Origin of the sequence: Mangrovibacterium diazotrophicum (assembly GCF_003610535.1) — a bacterium.
Lineage (GTDB): Bacteria > Bacteroidota > Bacteroidia > Bacteroidales > Prolixibacteraceae > Mangrovibacterium > Mangrovibacterium diazotrophicum.
In genome coordinates, this window is sequence record NZ_RAPN01000001.1 from 484,704 (window position 1) to 505,971 (window position 21,268).

19 protein-coding genes are annotated in these 21,268 nt (G+C 41.6%); 6 read left to right on the forward strand and 13 right to left on the reverse strand.

Annotated elements, in window-relative coordinates:
* Positions 1–36 precede the first annotated feature (36 nt).
* Complete coding sequence (locus tag BC643_RS02060) at positions 37–711, reverse strand: hypothetical protein (RefSeq protein ID WP_120271511.1); 675 nt, start codon at positions 709–711, stop codon at positions 37–39.
* A 211-nt stretch (positions 712–922) separates the two neighbouring features.
* Between BC643_RS02060 and BC643_RS02065 the strand changes: the two genes are divergently transcribed.
* From BC643_RS02065 to BC643_RS02075, 3 genes are all read left to right on the forward strand, one after another.
* On the forward strand, positions 923–1,852 hold the full coding sequence (locus BC643_RS02065) for a helix-turn-helix domain-containing protein (RefSeq protein ID WP_147377107.1): 930 nt from the start codon (positions 923–925) through the stop codon (positions 1,850–1,852).
* A gap of 143 nt (positions 1,853–1,995) precedes the next feature.
* A complete protein-coding gene (locus BC643_RS02070; RefSeq protein WP_147377108.1) occupies positions 1,996–4,020 on the forward strand; it encodes a hypothetical protein in 2,025 nt (674 codons plus the stop codon).
* 62 nt (positions 4,021–4,082) lie between these two features.
* Entirely contained in the window at positions 4,083–5,129 is a 1,047-nt protein-coding gene (locus BC643_RS02075) for a DUF6340 family protein (RefSeq protein ID WP_120271514.1), read from the forward strand.
* 16 nt (positions 5,130–5,145) lie between these two features.
* On the opposite strand, the gene lgt is transcribed toward BC643_RS02075, so the two are convergent.
* From lgt to BC643_RS02115, 7 genes are all read right to left on the reverse strand, one after another.
* Complete coding sequence (lgt, locus tag BC643_RS02080) at positions 5,146–5,967, reverse strand: prolipoprotein diacylglyceryl transferase (RefSeq protein ID WP_211337951.1); 822 nt, start codon at positions 5,965–5,967, stop codon at positions 5,146–5,148.
* Positions 5,968–6,046: 79 nt separating this feature from the next.
* Positions 6,047–9,361: a preprotein translocase subunit SecA gene (gene secA / locus BC643_RS02085; protein ID WP_120271515.1), complete on the reverse strand. Its 3,315-nt coding sequence runs from the start codon at positions 9,359–9,361 to the stop codon at positions 6,047–6,049.
* A 488-nt stretch (positions 9,362–9,849) separates the two neighbouring features.
* Positions 9,850–10,320: a hypothetical protein gene (locus BC643_RS02095; protein ID WP_120271517.1), complete on the reverse strand. Its 471-nt coding sequence runs from the start codon at positions 10,318–10,320 to the stop codon at positions 9,850–9,852.
* A gap of 210 nt (positions 10,321–10,530) precedes the next feature.
* Positions 10,531–11,670 carry a pyridoxal phosphate-dependent aminotransferase gene (locus tag BC643_RS02100; protein ID WP_120271518.1) on the reverse strand — a complete coding sequence of 380 codons (1,140 nt, stop codon included), beginning with the start codon at positions 11,668–11,670 and terminating at the stop codon, positions 10,531–10,533.
* A gap of 81 nt (positions 11,671–11,751) precedes the next feature.
* Positions 11,752–12,252, reverse strand: a complete 501-nt coding sequence (locus tag BC643_RS02105; protein ID WP_120271519.1) for a hypothetical protein — start codon at positions 12,250–12,252, stop codon at positions 11,752–11,754.
* A gap of 46 nt (positions 12,253–12,298) precedes the next feature.
* Positions 12,299–12,871 carry a porin family protein gene (locus tag BC643_RS02110; RefSeq protein ID WP_170154423.1) on the reverse strand — a complete coding sequence of 191 codons (573 nt, stop codon included), beginning with the start codon at positions 12,869–12,871 and terminating at the stop codon, positions 12,299–12,301.
* Between the two features lie 112 nt (positions 12,872–12,983).
* Positions 12,984–13,574 carry a thioredoxin family protein gene (locus tag BC643_RS02115; RefSeq protein ID WP_120271521.1) on the reverse strand — a complete coding sequence of 197 codons (591 nt, stop codon included), beginning with the start codon at positions 13,572–13,574 and terminating at the stop codon, positions 12,984–12,986.
* 283 nt (positions 13,575–13,857) lie between these two features.
* On the opposite strand from BC643_RS02115, the gene BC643_RS02120 reads away from it, so the two are divergent.
* Complete coding sequence (locus BC643_RS02120; RefSeq protein WP_120271522.1) at positions 13,858–14,070, forward strand: hypothetical protein; 213 nt, start codon at positions 13,858–13,860, stop codon at positions 14,068–14,070.
* Between the two features lie 28 nt (positions 14,071–14,098).
* Here BC643_RS02120 and BC643_RS02125 read toward each other — a convergent pair whose 3' ends face one another.
* Genes BC643_RS02125 through BC643_RS02135 form a run of 3 tightly spaced genes read right to left on the reverse strand, consistent with a single transcriptional unit; the run spans position 14,099 to position 16,478 of the window.
* On the reverse strand, positions 14,099–15,061 hold the full coding sequence (locus BC643_RS02125; protein ID WP_120271523.1) for a D-2-hydroxyacid dehydrogenase: 963 nt from the start codon (positions 15,059–15,061) through the stop codon (positions 14,099–14,101).
* Positions 15,062–15,112: 51 nt separating this feature from the next.
* Positions 15,113–15,436 (reverse strand): DUF4907 domain-containing protein, encoded by a 324-nt coding sequence (locus tag BC643_RS02130; RefSeq protein ID WP_170154424.1) that lies wholly within the window; start codon positions 15,434–15,436, stop codon positions 15,113–15,115.
* Positions 15,417–16,478, reverse strand: coding sequence for a Kelch repeat-containing protein (locus BC643_RS02135; RefSeq protein ID WP_245994840.1), 1,062 nt, complete (start codon positions 16,476–16,478; stop codon positions 15,417–15,419). Before BC643_RS02135 ends, BC643_RS02130 begins: the two co-directional genes overlap by 20 nt.
* Positions 16,479–16,845: 367 nt before the next feature.
* Between BC643_RS02135 and BC643_RS02140 the strand changes: the two genes are divergently transcribed.
* Both BC643_RS02140 and BC643_RS02145 read left to right on the forward strand, forming a co-directional pair.
* Positions 16,846–18,183: a DUF4270 family protein gene (locus BC643_RS02140; protein WP_120271525.1), complete on the forward strand. Its 1,338-nt coding sequence runs from the start codon at positions 16,846–16,848 to the stop codon at positions 18,181–18,183.
* Positions 18,176–19,441 carry a hypothetical protein gene (locus BC643_RS02145; RefSeq protein WP_147377109.1) on the forward strand — a complete coding sequence of 422 codons (1,266 nt, stop codon included), beginning with the start codon at positions 18,176–18,178 and terminating at the stop codon, positions 19,439–19,441. Before BC643_RS02140 ends, BC643_RS02145 begins: the two co-directional genes overlap by 8 nt.
* A 17-nt stretch (positions 19,442–19,458) precedes the next feature.
* Here the strand turns inward: BC643_RS02145 and BC643_RS02150 are convergent, their stop codons facing one another.
* Both BC643_RS02150 and BC643_RS02155 read right to left on the reverse strand, forming a co-directional pair.
* Positions 19,459–20,187: a LytR/AlgR family response regulator transcription factor gene (locus BC643_RS02150; protein WP_120271527.1), complete on the reverse strand. Its 729-nt coding sequence runs from the start codon at positions 20,185–20,187 to the stop codon at positions 19,459–19,461.
* Positions 20,184–21,266, reverse strand: a complete 1,083-nt coding sequence (locus tag BC643_RS02155; protein ID WP_120271528.1) for a sensor histidine kinase — start codon at positions 21,264–21,266, stop codon at positions 20,184–20,186. Before BC643_RS02155 ends, BC643_RS02150 begins: the two co-directional genes overlap by 4 nt.
* Between the last annotated feature and the right edge of the window lie 2 nt (positions 21,267–21,268).

The window sequence follows — 21,268 nt, forward strand, 5'->3', positions numbered from 1 at the left end:
TCGAGGCCCGGTCCGCTATTAATAATTTTATTTTCACTAATAATCTATCGTTCCGTTTTCCTGGTTCAGTGCCGCTTGATACAAACTGGCAAAAGAACTGTGTATCCAAATGAGTGCCGGAAAGATGCCGATGATGAAGCAGATTAACCCACCAATGGCAATAAAAAACGATGCAATGGCCATGAAAAAGATGGTCCAGCCTTTCCCTCGTGTAAGTTTCCAGCTGCGTTCTACCGCCTGCACGCCATCTAATTTTTCGTCCATTACCAGGTACGGGACAAACGCCAACCGGCAAGCAACAATAATTCCGGGAATAATCAGGAACAGGATGCCTACAAATATCAGTACCATGTGTAAAAGATTGGCAAGAATGATATTCAAATAATTCCGGAATCCGTCGAAGAGCTTTTTAAGGTCAACTTCCTTGTCGCGAACGGCATCCAGGTAAATCATTTTCGATCCGTAGGTTATTACTGGCAAGACGAGGAATGCATATGCCACGCCCACAAAAACGAAGAAAAGAACGAAAGGCAGCAAATGCCAGTTCATGTCGTCCGATGAATATTTCACGCCGCCGCTCGGTCCATTGAAAATACCAACAATGATAACCACGAGCAACAAATACAGGAAATATTTCTTCATGACGTCCCAACCATTACTCAAGCTTCCGCCGAAGGTTGGTGTTAAACGACTGTAATTGATGAGTTCCATTTTGATTCGGTTTTGAAATTCAATTCAAACTTATCACATCACCGTGAATTCTTTTAGCTACTTAAGTAGTGATTTGATCTGAGCAACTTAAGTAGGACTAAACGGGTCGAAAATCAATCGAAATTACGACTTTGGTAGGGTCAGCCTGAGCGATCTTTTTCATACTTTTAAACTTCATTACACTCGATAACTAACTTTAAAACCCGTTGATGTGGAATTTGTACTTTACGTTGTGCTTCTTTTTCTGACACTTGGACTTTCCGCTTTAGGGATCATCACGTCGTACCGTCTCAAAAAAAGCCCACAACTCACTTTCGCATCATCCTTATTCTACTGGAGCTTCTTCATGGTCTCCTTTGGTTACTACGGAATTTGGGGAATGGTTTTCTTCAAGTATTTGGTAACTCCTCCGATTGTCATATCCGACTTTGCCCGAAATCTGATTAGCGTTTTGCCTGCTTTCGGTTCTCCCTTGTTGCTCGTTTCCTGGTTTTTGTTGATTCGTTTCTCCTTCGAATACACCAAACGAAATTTTCCACGATTGCTGACCGTTCTCTATTTTGCGATTTCAGTTCCATTGCTAGCTGTCTTTCTCTACCTGATCAAAATAAAACTTCCGGTTCAGGACTTTAACATCAACAAAATGTATCAAGTTGTACTTTTCATGCACTTAGCAGTCGTACTGGCGGTCACAGTTCTGCTGATTTCTCGGTCAGTTTCAAAGGAAAGTCAACTCTCTCCTATTTTATTATCGATCAGCATCTTGATGCCTGCGATTTTATTAATCGCGTTTTACGAATCCCAATCTTCGCATTGGCTTTGTGCCCAGATTTTTATCTTTTGCTATTTTTTAACTCCGGCTTTTCTGCCATCAATTATATATTTCAAAATTGGTGACTTTCAGCTCCGAAAAGAGACCAATAATAGCTTCGATGACTTTTGCAGACACTTTGAAATCTCCAAACGCGAAGCCGAGATCATTGAACAGATCTGCAAAGGAAAACCCAACAAGGAAATTGCAGATTCCTTATTCATCACCCTTCAGACAGTGAAAGACCATGCCTCGCGGATCTATCTGAAAACAGGAGTTGCTAACCGGGTTCAACTAACAAACCTGGTTCGAAGTTCACTAAAATCTTAGTCTCAACTTCGCCAAAGATCGCCTTGAATGCTTGAGTTTACCGGAAGTATGCTAAATTTGACTAGCAACTTCGGCTATACTAATTCAATTATCAAAAGCAGTTGAAAATATTCTTCGAACAAACGAATTATCTCCTTTTTCTTTTGCCAGCACTCGTCCTGGCGGGTGTCGTCGTATTCATAACTTACAAGTCGAAATCGCAAGCTGAGTTTTACTCAAAACCCCAAATCATTCTACTAAGCAGCCTGCGCTTCCTGTCGGTATTCTTTCTGATTTTATTACTCCTTGCACCTGTAGTTCAGTGGTACCAGTATCATCGTTTGGAACCAACTATAATTGTCGCAATTGACAATTCCAGCTCGATGAAAAACTCCGCCCAGGAAAGCGAAGGGCTCGTCAACAAAGCGAAGCAAGAGCTAAAAGGAGTGAAAACTGACTTTTGGATTTTTGGTGAAAAAGCAAATAAAGAACCGAATATTTCGTTTTTGGATGCCCGATCGAATTACAGTGACTTGTTCGGGGAAGTCGAAAATAGCTACCTGCCCTCGAGTGTTTCGTCCATGATTTTGATCGGCGACGGAATTTTCAACACGGGCACCGACCCTGTGTTTTCAAGCCAAAATATCAATTTCCCAATTTATACAGTCGGCGTCGGCGATACAACCAAACAAGTTGACGCGGCAATTCTCAAGGTCGTGTCCAATCCAACTGCATTCCTCGATGACTTGTTTCCGGTCGAAATCAATCTGTCTTTCCAACAGCTCGCCGGAAAGGATTCAAAACTAACTATTTGGCAAGATCGCCAACTGGTTTATGAAACGAATTTGACGATCCGAAACAACGACTTCTTTCAACAGCAGCTGGTTCACCTGAAAGCAGAGAAAAGCGGAATCGTCAACTACAGGATTGAAACAACTTTGTTTGACTCAGAAAAGAACGCCACCAACAATTCTTATGAATTCTCGATCCGAGTGCTCGATCAAAAACAAAAAGTCTTGATTTTGGAACATGGGGCACATCCGGATATTGCGGCAATAACAAGGGTACTAGATCCACAGGTTAATATTGAATACGATCTCAGAAACGATGCTTCAGGAGATTTCAATCTTTCAAAATACAACCTAGTCATCATGCACCAATTGCCGGATGCCAATAGCGCGAATAGCCCGATATTACAGCAATTATTGAATTCCAGACTTCCTATTTTATGGATTTTTGGTACCGAAACAAGCATTGATCGCCTGAATAGTTTGCAACTTGGATTCACGTTCGAAAACCCGCGAGGCTACGAATATGGCACAGGTTCTGTCAATCCGCAGTTTAACTTCTTTCAGACAAACGAACTTCAGGTTAACCAAATGAAAACCTGGCCGCCGCTTTATGTGCCATTTGCAGATGTGACTTTGTCCGGCGACTGGCAGACGCTCGCATTCCAAACAATTCAGCAGGTCGATATGCAGAGGCCCTTGATTAGTTTGGGACGGTACAGTGGCGTGAAAACAGGACTCATTGCCGGTGAGGGTATTTGGCGCTGGCGAATCAATGATCTAGCACAAAACCAATCATCCGCCATTTTCGATGATCTGTTCTTGAAAATCATCAATTACCTGATTCTAAAACCTAACGAAGATAACTTCAACCTCTTTTATCAAACTAATTATATGGAGGATCAGGACGTAACGCTGGAAGCAGAGTTGTTGAATGAAAGTTTCGAGCCGGTGACTGATCCGGAAGTTTCGATTCAAATCAAAGCGGAATCCGGCTTGACTTATGATTATGTGTTCGACAAGGCCGATAATCATTATGAGTTGAATACCGGCAATTTACCCGTTGGCACCTATTCTTTCCAGGCGGCAACTCAGCTTGGCGATCGCAAATTTACTGAAGAAGGCTCGTTCCGGATTGATAAATTGCAGTTGGAACAGCTTAATTTACAGGCTGATTTCAATTTACTCTACCAGATCGCAGCCAATACTGGTGGTGAATTTATTCGGCCTGAGAAGTTCGAAGAACTACTAAAGCTATTGAAACGGCAATCCGAGTTAAACGAGAATAGAGTGAAGCAACTTGTTTTCAAAGAGTTTATCGCAATGAAATGGCTTGCATTTTTGATTCTATTTTTAGTAAGTGTGGAATGGTTTTTGAGAAAATTTTGGGGTTCCTACTAACGATCACAGAAAGATTTTTTTAACTTTCAAAGTTTTCTGTTTCCGAATCAATATATAGATTTATGAATAAAAAGAGAGTTAACAAGCAGTTGATGAGCCTGCTATTATTGTTGTTTCTTTTTTCATCGTGTTCCTCTTCATATAAAACGCTGTTGATAGAAACGCCTCGGCCATCAGTGCAGCTTTTGCCGGAGGAAATTAGCAGTCTAACCCTGGTAAACAGAGGAATAACCGGAGATTTTCAAAATTTCAATGAAGACAGTCTTCAGCAGTATTTTTTTACAAGAGGGTTTGATTACGACTCAGTCGTTTTGGATAGTCTTGCTGCAGATACAACCTTGAAAGCTTTGGGAGAACTTTTGTTTGAATCAGGACGTTACGATGTTGTGATTCCGGAAGAACGCTACATTGACCGCAACAAAGCGTTCTATCTTATGCCCGAAAGCCTGGACTGGGACGAAGTCTCTTCCTTATGTAATACCTTCAATACAGATGCCCTGCTGGTTATTGAGCGCTATTACAATAAAATCCTGACCAATTATTCAGTTTTTGCCACGCCCAGCGGCGAGCCACAGTACGCGAAAGCGCAAATCGATTCGAAATACGATGCCGTCGTGAAGATCTACGATCCTAGCAGGCAGAAGATCATCCGTCAATTCGCTGTCGACGATACCATTTCCTGGCAAGATGGAGACACTTCAACGAAAGCCATTTTTAGTCGTATGCCCACGATTAAAGAGTGCCTGATTCAGACAGGAATCCAAATTGCATTGGACATTGATGAGCGGTTATCTCCGAAGTGGGTCAAAGAAAGTCGGATTTATTTCGTTATCAATCAGAATGATATAACCAGAATGACCAATTTTGCCAACGATCATAAATGGCAGGAAGCTTACGATTACTGGCTTGGTTATGCCAATTCAGAAAAAGCGTCGGTAAAAAGTAAGGCTGAATTCAACCTCGCTTTGTGTTCAGAAATGTTGGGCAATCTGGATCAGGCAATCGAATGGGCAAACAAATCATACTACACTAAATACATGCAGCAAACCCAAAATTACCTGATTACGCTGAAGAAGCGCAAGGAGATTTTGAAGCAGTTTCAGAACTAAATAAGAAAAACGATATTTATTTTTTCGCAGCCGGATAATTGACATCCGGCTTTTTTAATGCCCTGAAAATTAAGAACAAGCCGCCTAACACAAACGGAATACTAAGTATTTGTCCCATATTCAGTGCCATACCGGCTTCAAAAGCTTCCTGGTCTTCTTTGATGAATTCGATCAGGAAACGGGATAAGAAAACCATCACGAAGAATAAGCCAACGATAAAACCTTCTTTTTTCCGAAGGTTGGTTTTGAAATAAAGGAACATCAGCAAGCCGAAAGTCACCAGGTACGAAAGCGACTCGTAAATCTGAGTTGGATGTTTGGCAACTGTTTCGCCGTTGCGTTCAAAAATGAAACCCCAAGGCATATTCGTTTGAATCCCGTAAATCTCAGAGTTCATCAGGTTCCCGAAACGAATCATTGCTGCAACAAGAGCTGTTGGCACAACCACACGGTCCAAAACCCATAAAACAGAGCGTTTTGAAACCTTGCGACTCCAAATAATCAGTGCAATAAAAATACCGATTGCGCCTCCGTGACTGGCCAAACCACCGTGCCAAACCTTGATAATCTCTGCTGGATGCTGCGAGTAGTAATCCCAGCCATAAAACAACACATGTCCTAAACGCGCCCCGATTACAGTTGATACCAAGAGATAAATGAACAGGCTCTCCAGCCATTTCAAGTCGGTACCGTCGAATTTAAACATACGCTCGCCAATGTTGTAACCAACCAGAAAACCGACTGCGAAAAGCAATCCGTACCAACGCACAGAAAGAGAACCAATATGAAAAATCTCGGGACTAACATTCCAATGGATGAAATTCAGTATTAACTGCATGACATTTATTTTAAGACACTTCGTGTGTTTATTCGTGAAATTTTGAGGAGCAAAAAAAAGAATAAGTAGCCGAAGCTACTTATTCTACAAGTCCTTTACCGTGACAACTTTTATATTTTTTACCACTTCCGCAAGGACACGGATCGTTACGACCGACCTTCTTCTCTACCCTAACTGGCTGAGCTTTTTGCGGTTCGCGTTGTTCCTGGCTTCTGCCTGACCCTAATTCCGGAACTTCCGATTTTTGAGTTGAATATTTACTCATATCAGTTCTACGGGCAACTTCTGCTTCGCGAACCTGGTTCGGGTCCGAAATCGGGATATGTCCCTTCATCAACGTGGAAACAATGTCTTTATTCACCTTTTGAATCATTTGCTTGAACAGGTTGAATGATTCAAACTTGTAGATCAACAACGGATCTTTTTGTTCGTAAGCCGCGTTTTGCACCGACTGTTTCAAATCGTCCATTTCACGCAGCTGTTCTTTCCAGCTTTCGTCGATGGTAGCCAGCACAATCTGCTTTTGGTACGACTTAACAAGCTCTTTACCTTTGTTGTTGTATGCTTTTTCCAAGTTGGTAACAATCTGGAAGATACGTTTACCATCGGAAATAGGAACAACAATATTTTGGTACATGTGCGACTTGTTCTCGTAAACATCTTTGATAACCGGAAAGGCTTGTTTCGAAATTGTTTCAACCTTTCTGGTGTACGAATTGATCATCGCAGAATAGATGCTCTCGATAATGTCTTCCGGTTTCATTTGTTTGAATTTCTCTTCGCTTACCGGAGATTCAATCGACATCAGTCGCATCAGTTCCAGGTTGAAATCTTCGAAATCGCCACCGTAATACTCGTTCACAAGTGCTTCCAGCGAGTCGTACATCATGTTCAGCAAGTCCACTTCCAAACGTTCGCCATAAAGTGCGTGACGACGTTTTTTGTAGATTACCTCACGTTGCGAGTTCATCACATCATCGTATTCCAGCAAACGTTTACGAATACCGAAGTTATTTTCTTCAACTTTTTTCTGTGCACGTTCAATCGATTTGGTGATCATGGAGTGCTGAATAACTTCGCCTTCCTCCAGACCCAATCGGTCCATAATTCCGGTAATACGATCAGAGTTGAACAGGCGCATCAAATCGTCTTCCAAAGACACGAAGAACTGCGAAGAGCCCGGGTCACCCTGACGTCCGGAACGACCACGCAGCTGGCGGTCAACCCGTCGAGAGTCGTGACGCTCGGTACCAATGATGGCCAAACCACCGGCTTGTTTCACTTCCGGACTCAACTTAATGTCGGTACCACGACCGGCCATGTTTGTTGCGATGGTCACCATTCCTTTTTTACCCGCATCGGCTACGATGTCAGCCTCGCGAGCGTGGAGTTTCGCGTTTAACACGTTGTGTTTAATACCGCGAATCTTCAACATACGGCTCAATAATTCAGAGATTTCTACCGAAGTTGTACCAACCAAGACCGGGCGACCGGCTTCGTTCAGTTCAACAATCTCCTGAATTACGGCATTATATTTTTCACGTTTGGTTTTATAAACCTTGTCGTTCCAGTCGTTACGAACAATCGGACGGTTAGTCGGGATAACCACTACATCCAATTTGTAGATGTCCCAGAATTCACCTGCTTCCGTCTCTGCAGTACCAGTCATACCGGACAGTTTGTGGTACATCCGGAAATAGTTCTGCAGGGTCACAGTTGCAAAAGTTTGCGTAGCCGCTTCAACTTTTACGCGTTCCTTCGCTTCAATTGCCTGGTGCAGACCATCAGAATAACGACGGCCTTCCATGATACGGCCGGTTTGTTCATCAACAATCTTCACTTTGTTGTCGATTACCACATATTCCACGTCTTTTTCAAACATGGCATAAGCTTTCAACAACTGGTTGATGGTGTGAACACGTTCCGATTTTACCGCATAATTTTGAAGCAGAACATCTTTCTGCTCAATTTTATCCTGGGCACTTAGCTCGGTGCTGTTTTCGATTTCAGCAACTGAAGAACCAACGTCCGGCAGGATGAAAAATTCAGGATCATCAACATCCGACGAGATCAAATCGATCCCTTTATCTGTCAACTCAACTGAATTCAATTTCTCATCAATAACGAAGAAAAGCGGATCGGTTACAATATGCATGTTCTTGCTGTTGTCCTGCATATAGTAATTCTCTGTCTTCTGCATCGTAGCTTTGACGCCCTCTTCGCTCAAAAATTTGATCAACGCTTTTGTCTTTGGCATCCCTTTGTGAGCACGAAGCAATTGCATTGCGCCTTCTTCTTTTTCGTCTTTCGTGGCATCAGCTTTACCCAACAGACGTTTCGCGTCGGTCAAGCATTGCATGGTGTAGTTCCGTTGTGCAGAAACCAAGCGTTCAACTCGCGGCATCAATTCCTCGAATTTCTGATTGTCACCTTTTGGAACTGGTCCGGAAATAATCAACGGCGTACGCGCATCGTCAATTAAAACCGAGTCAACCTCATCGACAATCGCATAATGGTGTTTGCGTTGTACCAGGTCGCGCGGATTGATCGCCATATTGTCACGCAGGTAGTCGAAACCAAATTCGTTGTTCGTACCATAAGTAATGTCGGCGTTGTATGCTTTGCGGCGGGCATCAGAGTTCGGTTGGTGTTTGTCGATACAGTCGACACTCAAACCGTGGAACTCGAAAATCGGCCCCATCCATTCCGAGTCACGTTTGGCCAGGTAATCGTTCACGGTAACAACGTGAACACCACGTCCAGCCAATGCATTTAGGAATACAGGCAATGTTGCTACCAACGTTTTACCTTCACCGGTTGCCATCTCGGCAATTTTACCCGAGTGCAGAACGATACCACCAATCAACTGCACATCGTAGTGGATCATTTGCCAGGTAATTTCGTTACCTCCGGCCATCCATGAGTTGAACCAGGTAGCTTCTTCACCGTCAATCTGTACGTTGTCTTTGAAAGCAGCCAAATTGCGGTCGAAATCGCTGGCTTTGACAATTATTTTTTCGTTATCGGTAAATCGTTTGGCTGTTTCTTTCACCAGTGCGAATGCCGCCGGAAGGATCTCACTCAGCACCTCTTCGATCTTAACGTCGATTTGCTCTTCCAGCTTATCAACCTCTTGATAGATTTGTTCGCTTTCCTGAATATCAGCTTCTTCAGCTTTGGCTTTTAAGGAAGCAATAGAGTCTTCTTCCGGTTTAATCCGGTCTTTTATGATTTGCTTTAATTTTTCAGATTCTGCTCTGAGTTCGTCGTTGGATAGTTGAGTGATCCGGGCGTATTCATTCCTGATGTTTTCAAGAATTGGCGTGACCTCTTTAATATCCCGGTCTGATTTGTTCCCCAGAAATGCTCCCAGGATTTTACTAATAAAAGCCATTCTATTTTAATTTTTTATATAATTCTGCTTTACTGCCCACAAATGTAATTATAATGAATTATCATACTTAATGCAGGACTAATTTTTTCAATAATAATCGTGCCACTTCCGAATCAGACAAAAATAGCGACAGAATAGCACTTTTGTTATTTTTTTATGACAGAAAAGCAGTGTTAGCAGTGTTTTGCGAATGATAATGAATACACTAATTTTACAGCGAGAAAACCTTGAAATTAGATGAATAACGACTTCTCAACTACCTGTTTTGTATGCGAAGAGCCTGTCGCAAAAGATTGTTTGCGCAATCCGTCCATTAATCTACCTGTCTGCGAAAAATGCCGCGGAACCGAAAATGAACAGAGAGCCGTGAATGAATTACTGGAAGGAATGGCAGACGGCTTTGTTTGCGGTTGCATTTAGAATGAAGAAGCCGCCCTCGGGGGAAGAAGGCGGCTTGAGAATTGATGAAATCTAATTATTAAAATTCGCTAGTTCAACAAATGTTGATAGCTGGGATTTACTAAATCGGGCAAAAAAGCAGCAATCAACGCCAAAGCCCGTTCGTCTGTTACGCGATTTGGGGTGAGGATTCTTTGTTTCGCCAACTCTTCCGAATTTAAGACCGCGGTATTCAATTGACGTGGGAACATGCTTTCGGATTTCTTAACCATGCGTGCTCCAAAACCGTCCTTGGTACATTCGTATACCACCTCAAAATGGTCGCCCCGGACAACATAAGTTTTACAATCTTTGTTTTTCGTGAACGAGATCAAAATCGGACAATCCTGGTTGTCATAGGTTAAAGTCCACGCGGCATCAACACCGGTAAAAAGATCTGCATGCTGCATTTCTTTGATCGTATAATCGTCAAACATGCGATTACCGCCTGCTGCACTTACTGATAGACCTACTGTAACGAGTACAGCGACGATTACTAATTGGAAGATTCTGTTTTTCATGACTGTTTGATTTAAATGTTTAATTTTCTGGCAATTGTTTTCTACTAAAATGTTTCTTTCTGCTTGTTACAATCTAATAGACGGCCGAAAAATCAAATCATTACAGTCTTCGGCTCCGCTTTCGATAAACGATGCCAAAACGACGGTGAACGCGACTGAATAGTCTGTCAATAAAAGGCAGGATAAATGGTGAAAACAGGAAAATCGGGATTATCGATTCTGAATATACTTTTCCAAACGATCGAGCCCCTCTTTAATGTTTTCCAATGAATTGGCATAGGAAAAACGCAGGTATCCCTCACCTCCCGGGCCAAAATCAATACCCGGCGTTACGCCAACATGTGCTTTTTCAAGAATATCGAAAGCTAATTGATAGGAATCTCCTGAAAGATGTGAAGCGTCAACAAATACATAAAATGCCCCTGTTGGCTCTACGGGTATACTAAATCCGAGCTCTTTCAGGCGACTGATCATGTATTTTCTACGCTCGTCGTAAACGGTAAGCATTTTTGAAACAGCTTCTGTTCCCAGCTCCAGGGCTGCAATTCCGCCCCGCTGAGCCGTGGAGCTTGCACAAATGAACAGGTTTTGCTGCATCTTTTGCAATACCCGAATATACTTTTGGGGCGCAATCAGGTAGCCCAGACGCAGACCGGTCATGGCATACCGCTTCGAAAAACCATTAAGTACGAATGCCTGATCGGTGTATTCGAGTATGGTATGTGCTTTTTGCTGATAAACCAAACCGTGGTAAATCTCATCCGAAATAATCGGAACGTCCAGAGAGGCCATCATCCGGAGAGACTCTTCTGTCAACAAATTCCCCGTGGGATTCATAGGACTGTTGATGATAATTGCGCGCGTTTTCGGACCAATTTTTTGGATGACATCCTCGGCATGAAACTGGAATCCATCCTGTGGTGAAACCGGTATCCGGACTGTTGTAGCGCCTATGTAATGTATGAAATTGTCGTAGCAAGCGTAAGCGGGATCCGAAATCAACACTTCGTCGCCAGCTTCACAAAGCACCGACAAAGCCATCAATATTGCCGGCGAAGAGCCCGATGTGACAACGATTTGGTCAGGATCGACCACGACACCGTATTCATCCAAATATTGCCGCGCAATGGCTTTTCGCAACTCCGGATCGCCCAAACTATGCGTATAATGTGTTCGTCCTTCTGTCAACGCTTGACAAATAGCCTCATTCACGCATTGCGGAATATCGAAATCAGGCTCGCCCACTTCCAAATGGATGATGTGCTTGCCTTCTTGTTCCATGGCATGTGCTTTTTCAAGCACTTCCATCACGATAAACGGTTTAATTTCTTTAACTCTGGAGGCTGTCATGCTGACTTTCGGTTTGCTGGCGAAAATACGGAACTTTCGCTGCTCAAACAAGATGAGAAACCTCTAATTTGAAGCATTCCGTCAATAGCCCTGGTTGATTTGAACACCGCCTCCTATCCGAAATTTATCCGATACTTTGTATTCCATGTAGAAGTTGATTCCACGGATGTTCATCTTTGAAGGATCAAAATTTAGCGGTACCGGATCGTAAATAGAATTGGCTGAAAAACTGTTTCCTCCCATTTTCCATCGTTCGCTTAAGCGGTACTCTGCCGACGAATTCACGAAATAAGCCGAGACAAACGGATTAGGATACCAGGCCCCATTAAATCTGCTTTGGTAAAAGTTGGAGAAATTGTATGTTGTTTGAGTTTCAAAAGGATTAGCCCAGTTTAGTTTAAAATTGAATGCCGGACGATCGGGAACCACTGGTCCAAAAGTTGATTCCGTACTGAAATTGAATAATTCCCGATAAAGAAACTCATATTCAACCGGATCGGGCTTCAGTAAGATTGAATCAGCCTGGGCCTTCGCTGCCAGGCTGTAAAATGTGATCACGATCAATACAACCAATTTTTTCATCCTGTAAAATTAAAATGAAAAATGGTAAACTAAATCCTGCGAACAGTTAAAGAAACTTTATACCTAAAGTCACCATAAAAAGTTTTATTTTCTCGTCGCCACCGCCGGTGTGAACATCGCCCAAACTGTTTTCCATGCGAGCATCAAGCGTCAAAAACAAGAAATCAACTCCTGCACCGTACTGAATGCCGACATAGTTGTCTTTCACATTATTGTAATCGAATTCAGAGCCGCTGGTATCGCCGTCTTTCTTTGTAATAAACGAGAAAACCGGCCCTGCATTTAACCGAACATTGACCTTGGCCACATCAATCAACTTGTAACCGAGCAACAACGGCACATCTACAGTGTTCAAATCAAACGATTCTGTCGTTACATCGTTCAGATTTCCTCCTTTCGAGGTGAAATAGCCTTCAGGTTGAAGATACCATTTCTTCAAATTGACCCGCAAAAAGGCCCCAACCAAAAAGTTACTGACAGAACCATCGTTAAACTGATCCAAATCTGTTGTTAACATGGAAGACGAATAACCTGCCTTCAGTCCTAAATTAATCGGCGATCCGGCAAAGGAAGTATTGATAACTCCAAGAAGTACACCAAGTAAGAATAGCTTTTTCATTCGATTAGTTTTTTTCACAGTTTTATGTTGACTCGAGTTGAAAAACCGGTTATTTAAAGTTTGTATAAGAAAGACTTTCAAACAACCAGTTCTCCAAATGTAAAAACAAGAACTATTGATTCCAAACCAGATCACAAGCATCTGCAGGCATCCAGTGCCTGTCTTTCCCATCCCACTTCACATTGCAGCCAATTGGGTTAGTTACCGGAACCGATATTTCTTTTCCACTGGTCAATTCCTCTAAGGTACGTTCCAGGTCATTCACAGTCATCTTCGACGTATCTCTAGGGCTGTCTACAGCCCGCCCGGTGTAAACCAACTTCCGATCCGAATCGAAAACATAAAAATGGGGTGTGCGTAAAGCTCCGTACGCCAACGCAATATCCTGACTCTCATCATACAAATAGGTCCAGGGGAAGTTAAACTCTTCCATCCGTTTTACCATGTGTGGAAAATCATCGTCGGCATAGGTATTCTTACTATTCGAGTTGATGGCGACAAAACGCACTCCTTTATCTTTGAATTTCAGAACTGTTTCTCGAGTTACCTCGTCGCTTCCAATTACATACGGACAATGGTTACAAGTGAAGAAAATAACTAAATAGGGACTATCCCGGAAATCTTCCAATTGGTAATTTTTTCCGTCTGTTGCAGGCAAATTAAAAGGGATGGCCTGTTTCCCGATTTCTAATGTAAAACTCATAGCTTTCTTTTTTCGATTATAACAACATTAAAACCGGAATAGTTTCGACAAAAAACGAAAGCCATATTTCTTGGAAAAAAGAATGAATTCGAATGATAATCATCCCAAAATGACATAAATATTAACTAAAAAGCTTAAATAAGTGTCAAATTTGTAGCTCATTTTTAAAAATATCCACGCAGGTATTGGAAAATAAAAAAAAATTCTAGTAGTTTGGAACTAACGAAATTTAATTCTCTAATTGTTGTTTAAACTTTGTAATCCTAAGTTAATAGCTTAAAAAATGAAATCGAACAAGAACTCAAAAAAGAACTTCAAAACTTCTGATAATGAGAGAAATGACATCGGCAGCCAACACAGTAAAGGTGCAAAAAAAGACAGGAGTGGCAAAAAGCGCTTATCGATCTATGACGAATTTGATGAAGAAGATCTGGATATGATGAATTATAAGCGCGACGACGATGATTTTGAAGACGAAGAAGATGACGAGGATTAGTTCCTGTCATTTTCTAATCACGGTCTAGCTAATTTGGACTATTAACTACATTTTGAGGATTATTCGCCTGATAAGCCTCAAAATTAGCTGCAAGAATTTCCATCAATCTCTTGCGGGCTTCAACTGTTGACCATGCTATATGCGGCGTTATATAGCAGTTCTTAGCTGTCAATAACGGATTACTTTTTAAAGGTGGTTCTGTCGAGAGAACATCCAGACCAGCTGCTGCCAACTTTTCGCTATTCAGTGCGTCTGCCAAATCCTGTTCGTTAATCAATGGTCCTCTGCCCGTATTGATTAGCACGGCACCCTTTTTCATTTGGTTAAATTTGTCCCGATTCATAAATTCCCGGTTCTCTTCCATCAACGGGCAATTCAAACTAATAAAATCCGCAGTCCGAATCAACTCTTCCAATTCTACCTGGCGATAAGCATCCGGCACGTCTTTTTTGAGCGAGCGATTCTGAAAAATCACCTTCATTCCAAAAGCACTGGCAATTTCAGCAACTTTCTTCCCAATCTTTCCAAATCCAACAATGCCGATGGTTTTTCCGGCTAATTCCATCTGCGGGCTCAACGTAAATGAGAAGTCAACACTTTTGGTCCACGCGCCCTCTCTTACACTAGCGGCATGCAAAGCCAATTGATTGGAAATATTCAGAATGAAAGAAAACACAAGTTGCGCAACTGAATCTGCGCTGTAGGCAGGAATATTGGTTACCGTGATCGCTGCGCTATTCGCAGCTTCTAAATCCACAACGTTATACCCGGTCGCCATAACTCCAATGTATCTCAATTCGGGCAATTTGTTGATGACTTCCCTACTCAGAATAACTTTATTAGTAAATAAAGCCGTAGCTCCTTTCGCTCGTTCCAACAATTCCACGTTACTCGTTCTTTCGTAAACCTGCAAATCCCCAAGCTTTTCAATTGCATCCCAACTGAGATCTCCGGGATTGAGTGTGTAACCGTCTAAAACAACAATTTTCATTCGTGCATTTATTTAGAAGTGGAGCGAATTTAAACAAAAATACACGAAAGGTTATTTCGTGTATTGAATATCTAAACTGTCAAGTTCGTGTATCGTTATGGCGGGATTTTGCCTTTTCACTATTTTCTTCAGAACCAACCTCCCCGCTTTCATGGCATCCTCTTCACTTTTGAAGGTTTGATGTCCGGATACAGCCGGGATATAAGGTTGATTGATGTAGACGGAAGTGTCTTTCAAAATCTGGTATCCCCATCCACCATCTGCCTGCTGTGTGCTCTGAACTCCAACCTTTATTTTCGGCTGGCATGAGCAAAAAAATACTCCTGAAAAAATCAGGAGTATTTTGAGGTATCTTTTAATTTCCGTTGTCGTCATCGTCTTGTTCAGCGTTCGGATCAAATCGCCAGATATCATCGAAGTAGTAACTACTGTTTTGACCTGTAGTCACATATCCCATATCGTTGATTGTGAATGCTACTGCATTGTAACGAGATGAACCTTCGAAACCTGTTTTCTCAACCCACAAGTCTGTTGATGGGTTATATTCCCAAACGACAGCACCTGAAGAGTTTTTACCACCGGTTGCAACGTATCCTTTACCACCGCTTGTAAATGCTACACCGTTGTTTCTAACGATATCATCATAATCGTCATCGAAATCATCATCAGTCGCATCAGTGATTGATCTTAATTTTGTCCAAGAATCATCAGTTGCGTTGTATTTCCAGAAGTCACTTACATAAGTACCGTTGTTAATACCGGTAGCTACATATGCTTCGTCACTGATCACAAAAGCAACAGCATCTGTACGTTTAGAACCACCAATCGCAGTCTTTTCAGCCCAAGCTTGAGTTGAAGGATCGTAAGCATAGAAATCTTTCAAAATGTTACCGTCACCATCAGTACCACAACCAACGTAACCAACATCGTTCAAAGTGAAAGCAACTGCTCCTTCACGCCCTACAACATCAGGACTGTTTACGTTGTCGCTCTGCAAGTCTGCAATCTGAGTCCAAGCATTTGAACTTGGATCATATTCGTAGAAGTCTTTCAAACGAACTTTTACAGTTCCGTCGAAACCTGTACCAACGTATAATTTATCATCTGCAGCAAATGAAACGGCATTTGTTCTGGCAGCTCCAGGGAAGTCAGCAATTTGCGACCACTGATCTCTGTCGGCGTCATATGTCCAGAAGTCTGTTAAACGATCATCGTTTGAATCCAATCCAGTTCCCATGTAGCCCAAGGTTCCAACAGCAACTCCGGTAGCACTGGTTCTAGGTACTCCGTTGAAGTCCGAAAGCTTAACCCAGTTTCCAACTAAATCGTCATCATCATCACCACTACACGAAACTAATGGTAATATAATTGAGAGTACAAGCCCGATTTTTATAAACCGAACCGAACGTGTATGCACAAAGAAATTTTTTAGAATCATTTGCTTAATCATTATTCAGTTTGGCCGCAAACATAAGTGGTTAACGATATCTAAAAAAAAATGATAGACGAACAGGCTATTTTTTTATAGAAAATTCAAATATGTCCATATAATTGCCCCGTTTATAGATAAAATTCAAGAATTAGTTAAAATAATTTTCAAATTTTAACAATACTTAAGCGATAAACACTATTAATTGGCCTTTCGTCGATACTTTTTGTCGTTTCATAGACATTAAAAAATATTTAGTCTATATTTCTTTTGGGAACACCAACAATAGGCTTGCTTTGCAGCCGAAGGGATCTTTTCTTTAACTCTTGTATACAAACAATCATTCTACTTTTATATGATTAAAAATCGTCTTTTGGTATTCGTTTGGGCCGTTCTACTAGCTTCATGCAGTACCGATGTTGGAAATTTTCAGATTGGTGAAGACCTTGTCGACAAGCAATCTACTATTTTAATGACCGACAGTTTCTCTGTAAAATTTTCCACAGTGGTCATGGACTCCATTGCAACCTCGGACCCTACGGTAGCTTTGGTCGGAAAATACGAAAACGATCAGATAGGAACAACAGAATTGAAGCACTATTTCAATTTTGACAGATCTAGTGATATTTCCTCTATATTAGATAATACCGGTACTAAAATTGAGATTCTCGATTCTTTAACCTTAAAGTTGAAATACACAGGATTTAATATCGGTGACACAACACAAACATTTACCATCGAATTGCACCGTCTTGCAAAAGAACTGGAACTTCAGGATGTGGGTTCTACAACCGACTACCTTTTCAATATTAGTTCATTTCCTTACGACGAGACTCCTTTAGCAACCTACAGCTTCACTCCGTACCCGAACATTGATGACAGTGTCGAGTTTAGGATTGACGACACCTTCGCGGAAACGCTATTCGAGCAATTCGTCAATTCGGCAGACTCGGTATCGTCGAATGAATATTTTAACTCTTATTTAAGAGGTTTTGTTTTGGTTGCTCCCGAAGCCAATGCTGTGCTAGGTTTCGACACCGATGAAGGTATTCAAATGGTTATGTATACCCACATTGTAGCGGCAGACGTTACTGAAAACGAATATGACTTTGATCTGACGACTGAAAATACAAACTTCAACCAGTCAATCGCCGACCGAACCGGGTCTTTATTTGAGAATCTGGTAGAACGAACCACCGCAGTGTCGTCGACTGACGCCGATGGTCTGGCATACACGCAAGGGAGTACCGGGGTTGCTTGCCGACTCGATTTCCCAACCATAAACGAAGTATTTACATTAGAAGATCACATTTTAATAAAAGCGGAGTTGATACTTATCCCGGCTGCGGAGAATAATTACCGTGATCTACCTTCTTCGTTGATCTTCTACACATCCAACAAGACCAACAAGCTTGGAGACAACCTGACTGTCACATCGTCGTCGGGTACAGAAACAGCGGTGACTGCGACTTTGGTTTCCAATTACCTTACCGGAACGTTCTACTACGTAGCCGACCTGTCAACCTATTTCTTAACAGAATTATCAGATTATTATTACGATACAAATATCGGTTTGTTGGTGATGTTCCCGAGTACCGATTGGTACAACAAATCACAACTGTTGCTTTTCAGTGACAGCAAAGTCAGCCAATTATCTCCGAAGTTGAACCTTTATTTTCTAAAAAATGAGTAAGAGAACCATCCCTGTTAGCCTATTTGCCCTCACCTTGGGCTTTCTTTTCATGCAACCAATTGCAGGGAAGGCACAAAACAATACAAATTCACCGTACTCGATGTACGGTTTAGGAGAGTTAAAATCGCAGCTAAACCCGGTCAACTCGGCCATGGGAGGAGCTGGTTACGGGATGACTTCCTCTAATTTTGTCAATACACTGAACCCTGCTTCTTATGCGGGAATCGACAGCTTATCGTTCATTTTCGATACCGGAGTAGACGGTAAATATTCGACATTTAAATCGCAGGGCGAAACTGCAAGTTTGAAGGACGCGAATTTCAGCTACCTGGCTATTGGCTGGAGAGTAAGCAACAAGTTTGCTGCTGGATTCGGGTTGAATCCTTTCAGCTCGACTGGATACGAAATCAATACAACATCTGAAATTGAAGGTGTGTATGAAAGTGACTATGCAATGAATATTATCGGTTCAGGAGACATCAGCCGTGCATATGCAGCTGTATCTTATTCCTTGCTCGATAATTTATCACTGGGCTTTAAAACATCCTTTTTGTTCGGATCACTCTCGCAAACGCAATATCACAATTTATCGACCATTGGAAGTAATTCGATTTATTACGAAACGACGAATTATTTTCACAACTTCTACTTTGAATTTGGTGCTCAGTACGCTTTCAAAGTAAAGAACTACAATGTTAGCGTCGGTGCGATTTACAACCCGGGACAACGCCTGGTAACAAAAGAAGACTACCAAATTTACAACTCAGCAGGTACTATCCTGGATGAAGATTCTCAAGACAACAACGACTTCTCCATTCCATCTGAGTTTGGTATTGGTATTGCGGTCGACAATAACAAAAACTGGCTTTATGCTTTGGACGCCGGTATGCAAAAATGGTCTGATTACGACTATAAGCTAAGCGGCGTTAAATTGAAAAACAATCCTTACGTAAGAACAGGGTTGCAATATACACCCAGCACTAATTTCCTGGCCAGCTTCTTCAAACGGGTGAATTACCGCGTTGGGTTCCAATTTGCGAAATCGTACCTGGATTTGAGAGGAGTTCAACTCGACGAATACAACGGTTCGTTTGGTTTGGGTTTACCAATCCGCAACGGCAAATCGCGTGTAGACGTGAGTGTTGAAGTTGGTACAAAAGGAACGACTGCCAGTCGGTTAATTCAAGAGAACTTTGTGCGGATGCGCCTTGGCTTCTCAATGCAAGACCTTTGGTTCCAGATGCGGAAGTTCAACTAATAAGTTGAACCCGCAGTTTAAAGTGTAAAACGGTTGATAACCGAGCTTTGGAAATCGCTTTTGTAGTTATCGCCTACCGGGATCCAGCGATCGTGGATAATAATCCGGTTTTTCGTAACTGACTTAATCTTGTTGGTATTCACAATAAAAGATTTATGAACTCTTAAAAAATGGCTTGACGGTAAACTGTCGGCCATTTTTTTCAGGGAATTAAGCGTAATAATCGGCTTGTCTTCATTCTGAATATAAATCTTCACGTAGTCCTTCAATCCTTCAATATAAAGTACCTGATTGAGCTGAATTTTGACAGATTTGTAGTCCGATTTCACCATGATGAAATCCTGTTCAGCATCCGAATTCTCGCTGATCTCTTCCCGCTTAACTTTCCGGTTGGACGCAAACAGCTGATAGGCCTTATTTGCAGACCTCAGAAAGCGTTTAAATGGTATTGGCTTAAGAAGATAATCAACCGCATTCAATTCGAACGCTTCCAGGGCGTATTCTGAATAAGCAGTTGTGAATATAAACATCGGCTTTGTGTCGAGGCTGCTGATAAATTCGACTCCTGACACGTTGGGCAAATGAATATCCAAAAAAATCAGATCAATACTTGTTTTCTGAAGGATCTCTAACGCTTCGAAAACCGAGCTGCATTTTTTTTCCAGTTTCAAAAACGGGATATGCGAGATGTAATCTTCCAATATTTGTTGTGCCAACGGTTCGTCGTCGATTATGATACACTTCATGGTTTTTTATCTTCAAGTATTAATCTTAGTTCAACTGTATATAACGATGAATCTTCAAAAATAGTCAATTCGTGACGATTTGGATATAGTAGTTCCAATCGCTTTTTGATGTTATCCAAGCCTATTCCTGCTTCATCGTCCCCAAACTTACTCATTTTCTTTTTTGGTACGACAACTGGATTGGAAACAATAAAATGCAGAAGGTTGTCTTCTATGTCCAGGTGGATCTTAATTGTTGTTCGTTTCGAGTAGTCGATACCGTGTTTAAACGCATTCTCCACCAACACAGAGAATAGCAGAGGTTCAATCATAATATCTTTGGGGCTACCGGTGATCCTGTAATCGATTTTGACCATTTCAGAAAGACGAATCTTCTGCAAATCAATAAAATTTGAGATGTGTGACAACTCTTTCTTCAGAAGAACTTTTGGTGCTTTTGCATCATAAATAATGTAGCGCATCAACACCGAAAGCATCATAATTACTTCCGGCGTTTTGTCCGATTTCTTCATTGCCAAAGCATAAATTCCGTTCAAAGTATTGAAGAAAAAATGTGGATTTATTTGTGCTTTTAGATACGATAATTCTGCTGACAGCTTCTTATTTTCGATTTCTTTTAGCTGATTTTCGTTTTTGAACCACTCTTTTGTCCCCCTCACACCAGTGCTGACAGCGATTGAGACAGTACTAAGCACCAAAATCCCCAAACTTATCGCAATTGATTTTGGAGGATGAATTCTCTTGATTGCAGGAAAGTCTGGCGGCCCGGGAATACGGCCCATCGCTGTATTTTCGAACGGCAACTCGGTGTAATAACTAATAGCAAAAATGAAAAGCATTACCGCGAGAATCGAAAAGCCGTAATACTTGAACTTCCGTTTGGATAGGAAATAGGGTATCAGAACAAAATAGTTGAGATAGAAAACGCTGACAATAATAACCATCGTTTTCAACAATCGGAGATCATCTTCTATCCCCTCTTCCTCCACCGTCAAATAGTGAAGAACAAACGCAATAAGTCCCCAAATCACAATATTCAGAAGAACGATAAATGAATTGTATTGCGTGCGTTTATTCATTT

Excerpts from the sequence above, each read along its gene's own strand:
- BC643_RS02075 (WP_120271514.1), top strand. The coding sequence starts at position 4,083 with ATGAATAAAAAGAGAGTTAACAAGCAGTTGATGAGCCTGCTATTATTG.
- BC643_RS02095 (WP_120271517.1), bottom strand. The coding sequence starts at position 10,320 with ATGAAAAACAGAATCTTCCAATTAGTAATCGTCGCTGTACTCGTTACA.
- BC643_RS02105 (WP_120271519.1), bottom strand. The coding sequence starts at position 12,252 with ATGAAAAAATTGGTTGTATTGATCGTGATCACATTTTACAGCCTGGCA.
- BC643_RS02060 (WP_120271511.1), bottom strand. The coding sequence starts at position 711 with ATGGAACTCATCAATTACAGTCGTTTAACACCAACCTTCGGCGGAAGC.
- BC643_RS02130 (WP_170154424.1), bottom strand. The coding sequence starts at position 15,436 with ATGACGACAACGGAAATTAAAAGATACCTCAAAATACTCCTGATTTTT.
- BC643_RS02140 (WP_120271525.1), top strand. The coding sequence starts at position 16,846 with ATGATTAAAAATCGTCTTTTGGTATTCGTTTGGGCCGTTCTACTAGCT.
- lgt (WP_211337951.1), bottom strand. The coding sequence starts at position 5,967 with ATGCAGTTAATACTGAATTTCATCCATTGGAATGTTAGTCCCGAGATT.
- secA (WP_120271515.1), bottom strand. The coding sequence starts at position 9,361 with ATGGCTTTTATTAGTAAAATCCTGGGAGCATTTCTGGGGAACAAATCA.
- BC643_RS02115 (WP_120271521.1), bottom strand. The coding sequence starts at position 13,574 with ATGAGTTTTACATTAGAAATCGGGAAACAGGCCATCCCTTTTAATTTG.
- BC643_RS02100 (WP_120271518.1), bottom strand. The coding sequence starts at position 11,670 with ATGACAGCCTCCAGAGTTAAAGAAATTAAACCGTTTATCGTGATGGAA.
- BC643_RS02110 (WP_170154423.1), bottom strand. The coding sequence starts at position 12,871 with ATGAAAAAGCTATTCTTACTTGGTGTACTTCTTGGAGTTATCAATACT.
- BC643_RS02120 (WP_120271522.1), top strand. The coding sequence starts at position 13,858 with ATGAAATCGAACAAGAACTCAAAAAAGAACTTCAAAACTTCTGATAAT.
- BC643_RS02125 (WP_120271523.1), bottom strand. The coding sequence starts at position 15,061 with ATGAAAATTGTTGTTTTAGACGGTTACACACTCAATCCCGGAGATCTC.
- BC643_RS02150 (WP_120271527.1), bottom strand. The coding sequence starts at position 20,187 with ATGAAGTGTATCATAATCGACGACGAACCGTTGGCACAACAAATATTG.
- BC643_RS02155 (WP_120271528.1), bottom strand. The coding sequence starts at position 21,266 with ATGAATAAACGCACGCAATACAATTCATTTATCGTTCTTCTGAATATT.
- BC643_RS02145 (WP_147377109.1), top strand. The coding sequence starts at position 18,176 with ATGAGTAAGAGAACCATCCCTGTTAGCCTATTTGCCCTCACCTTGGGC.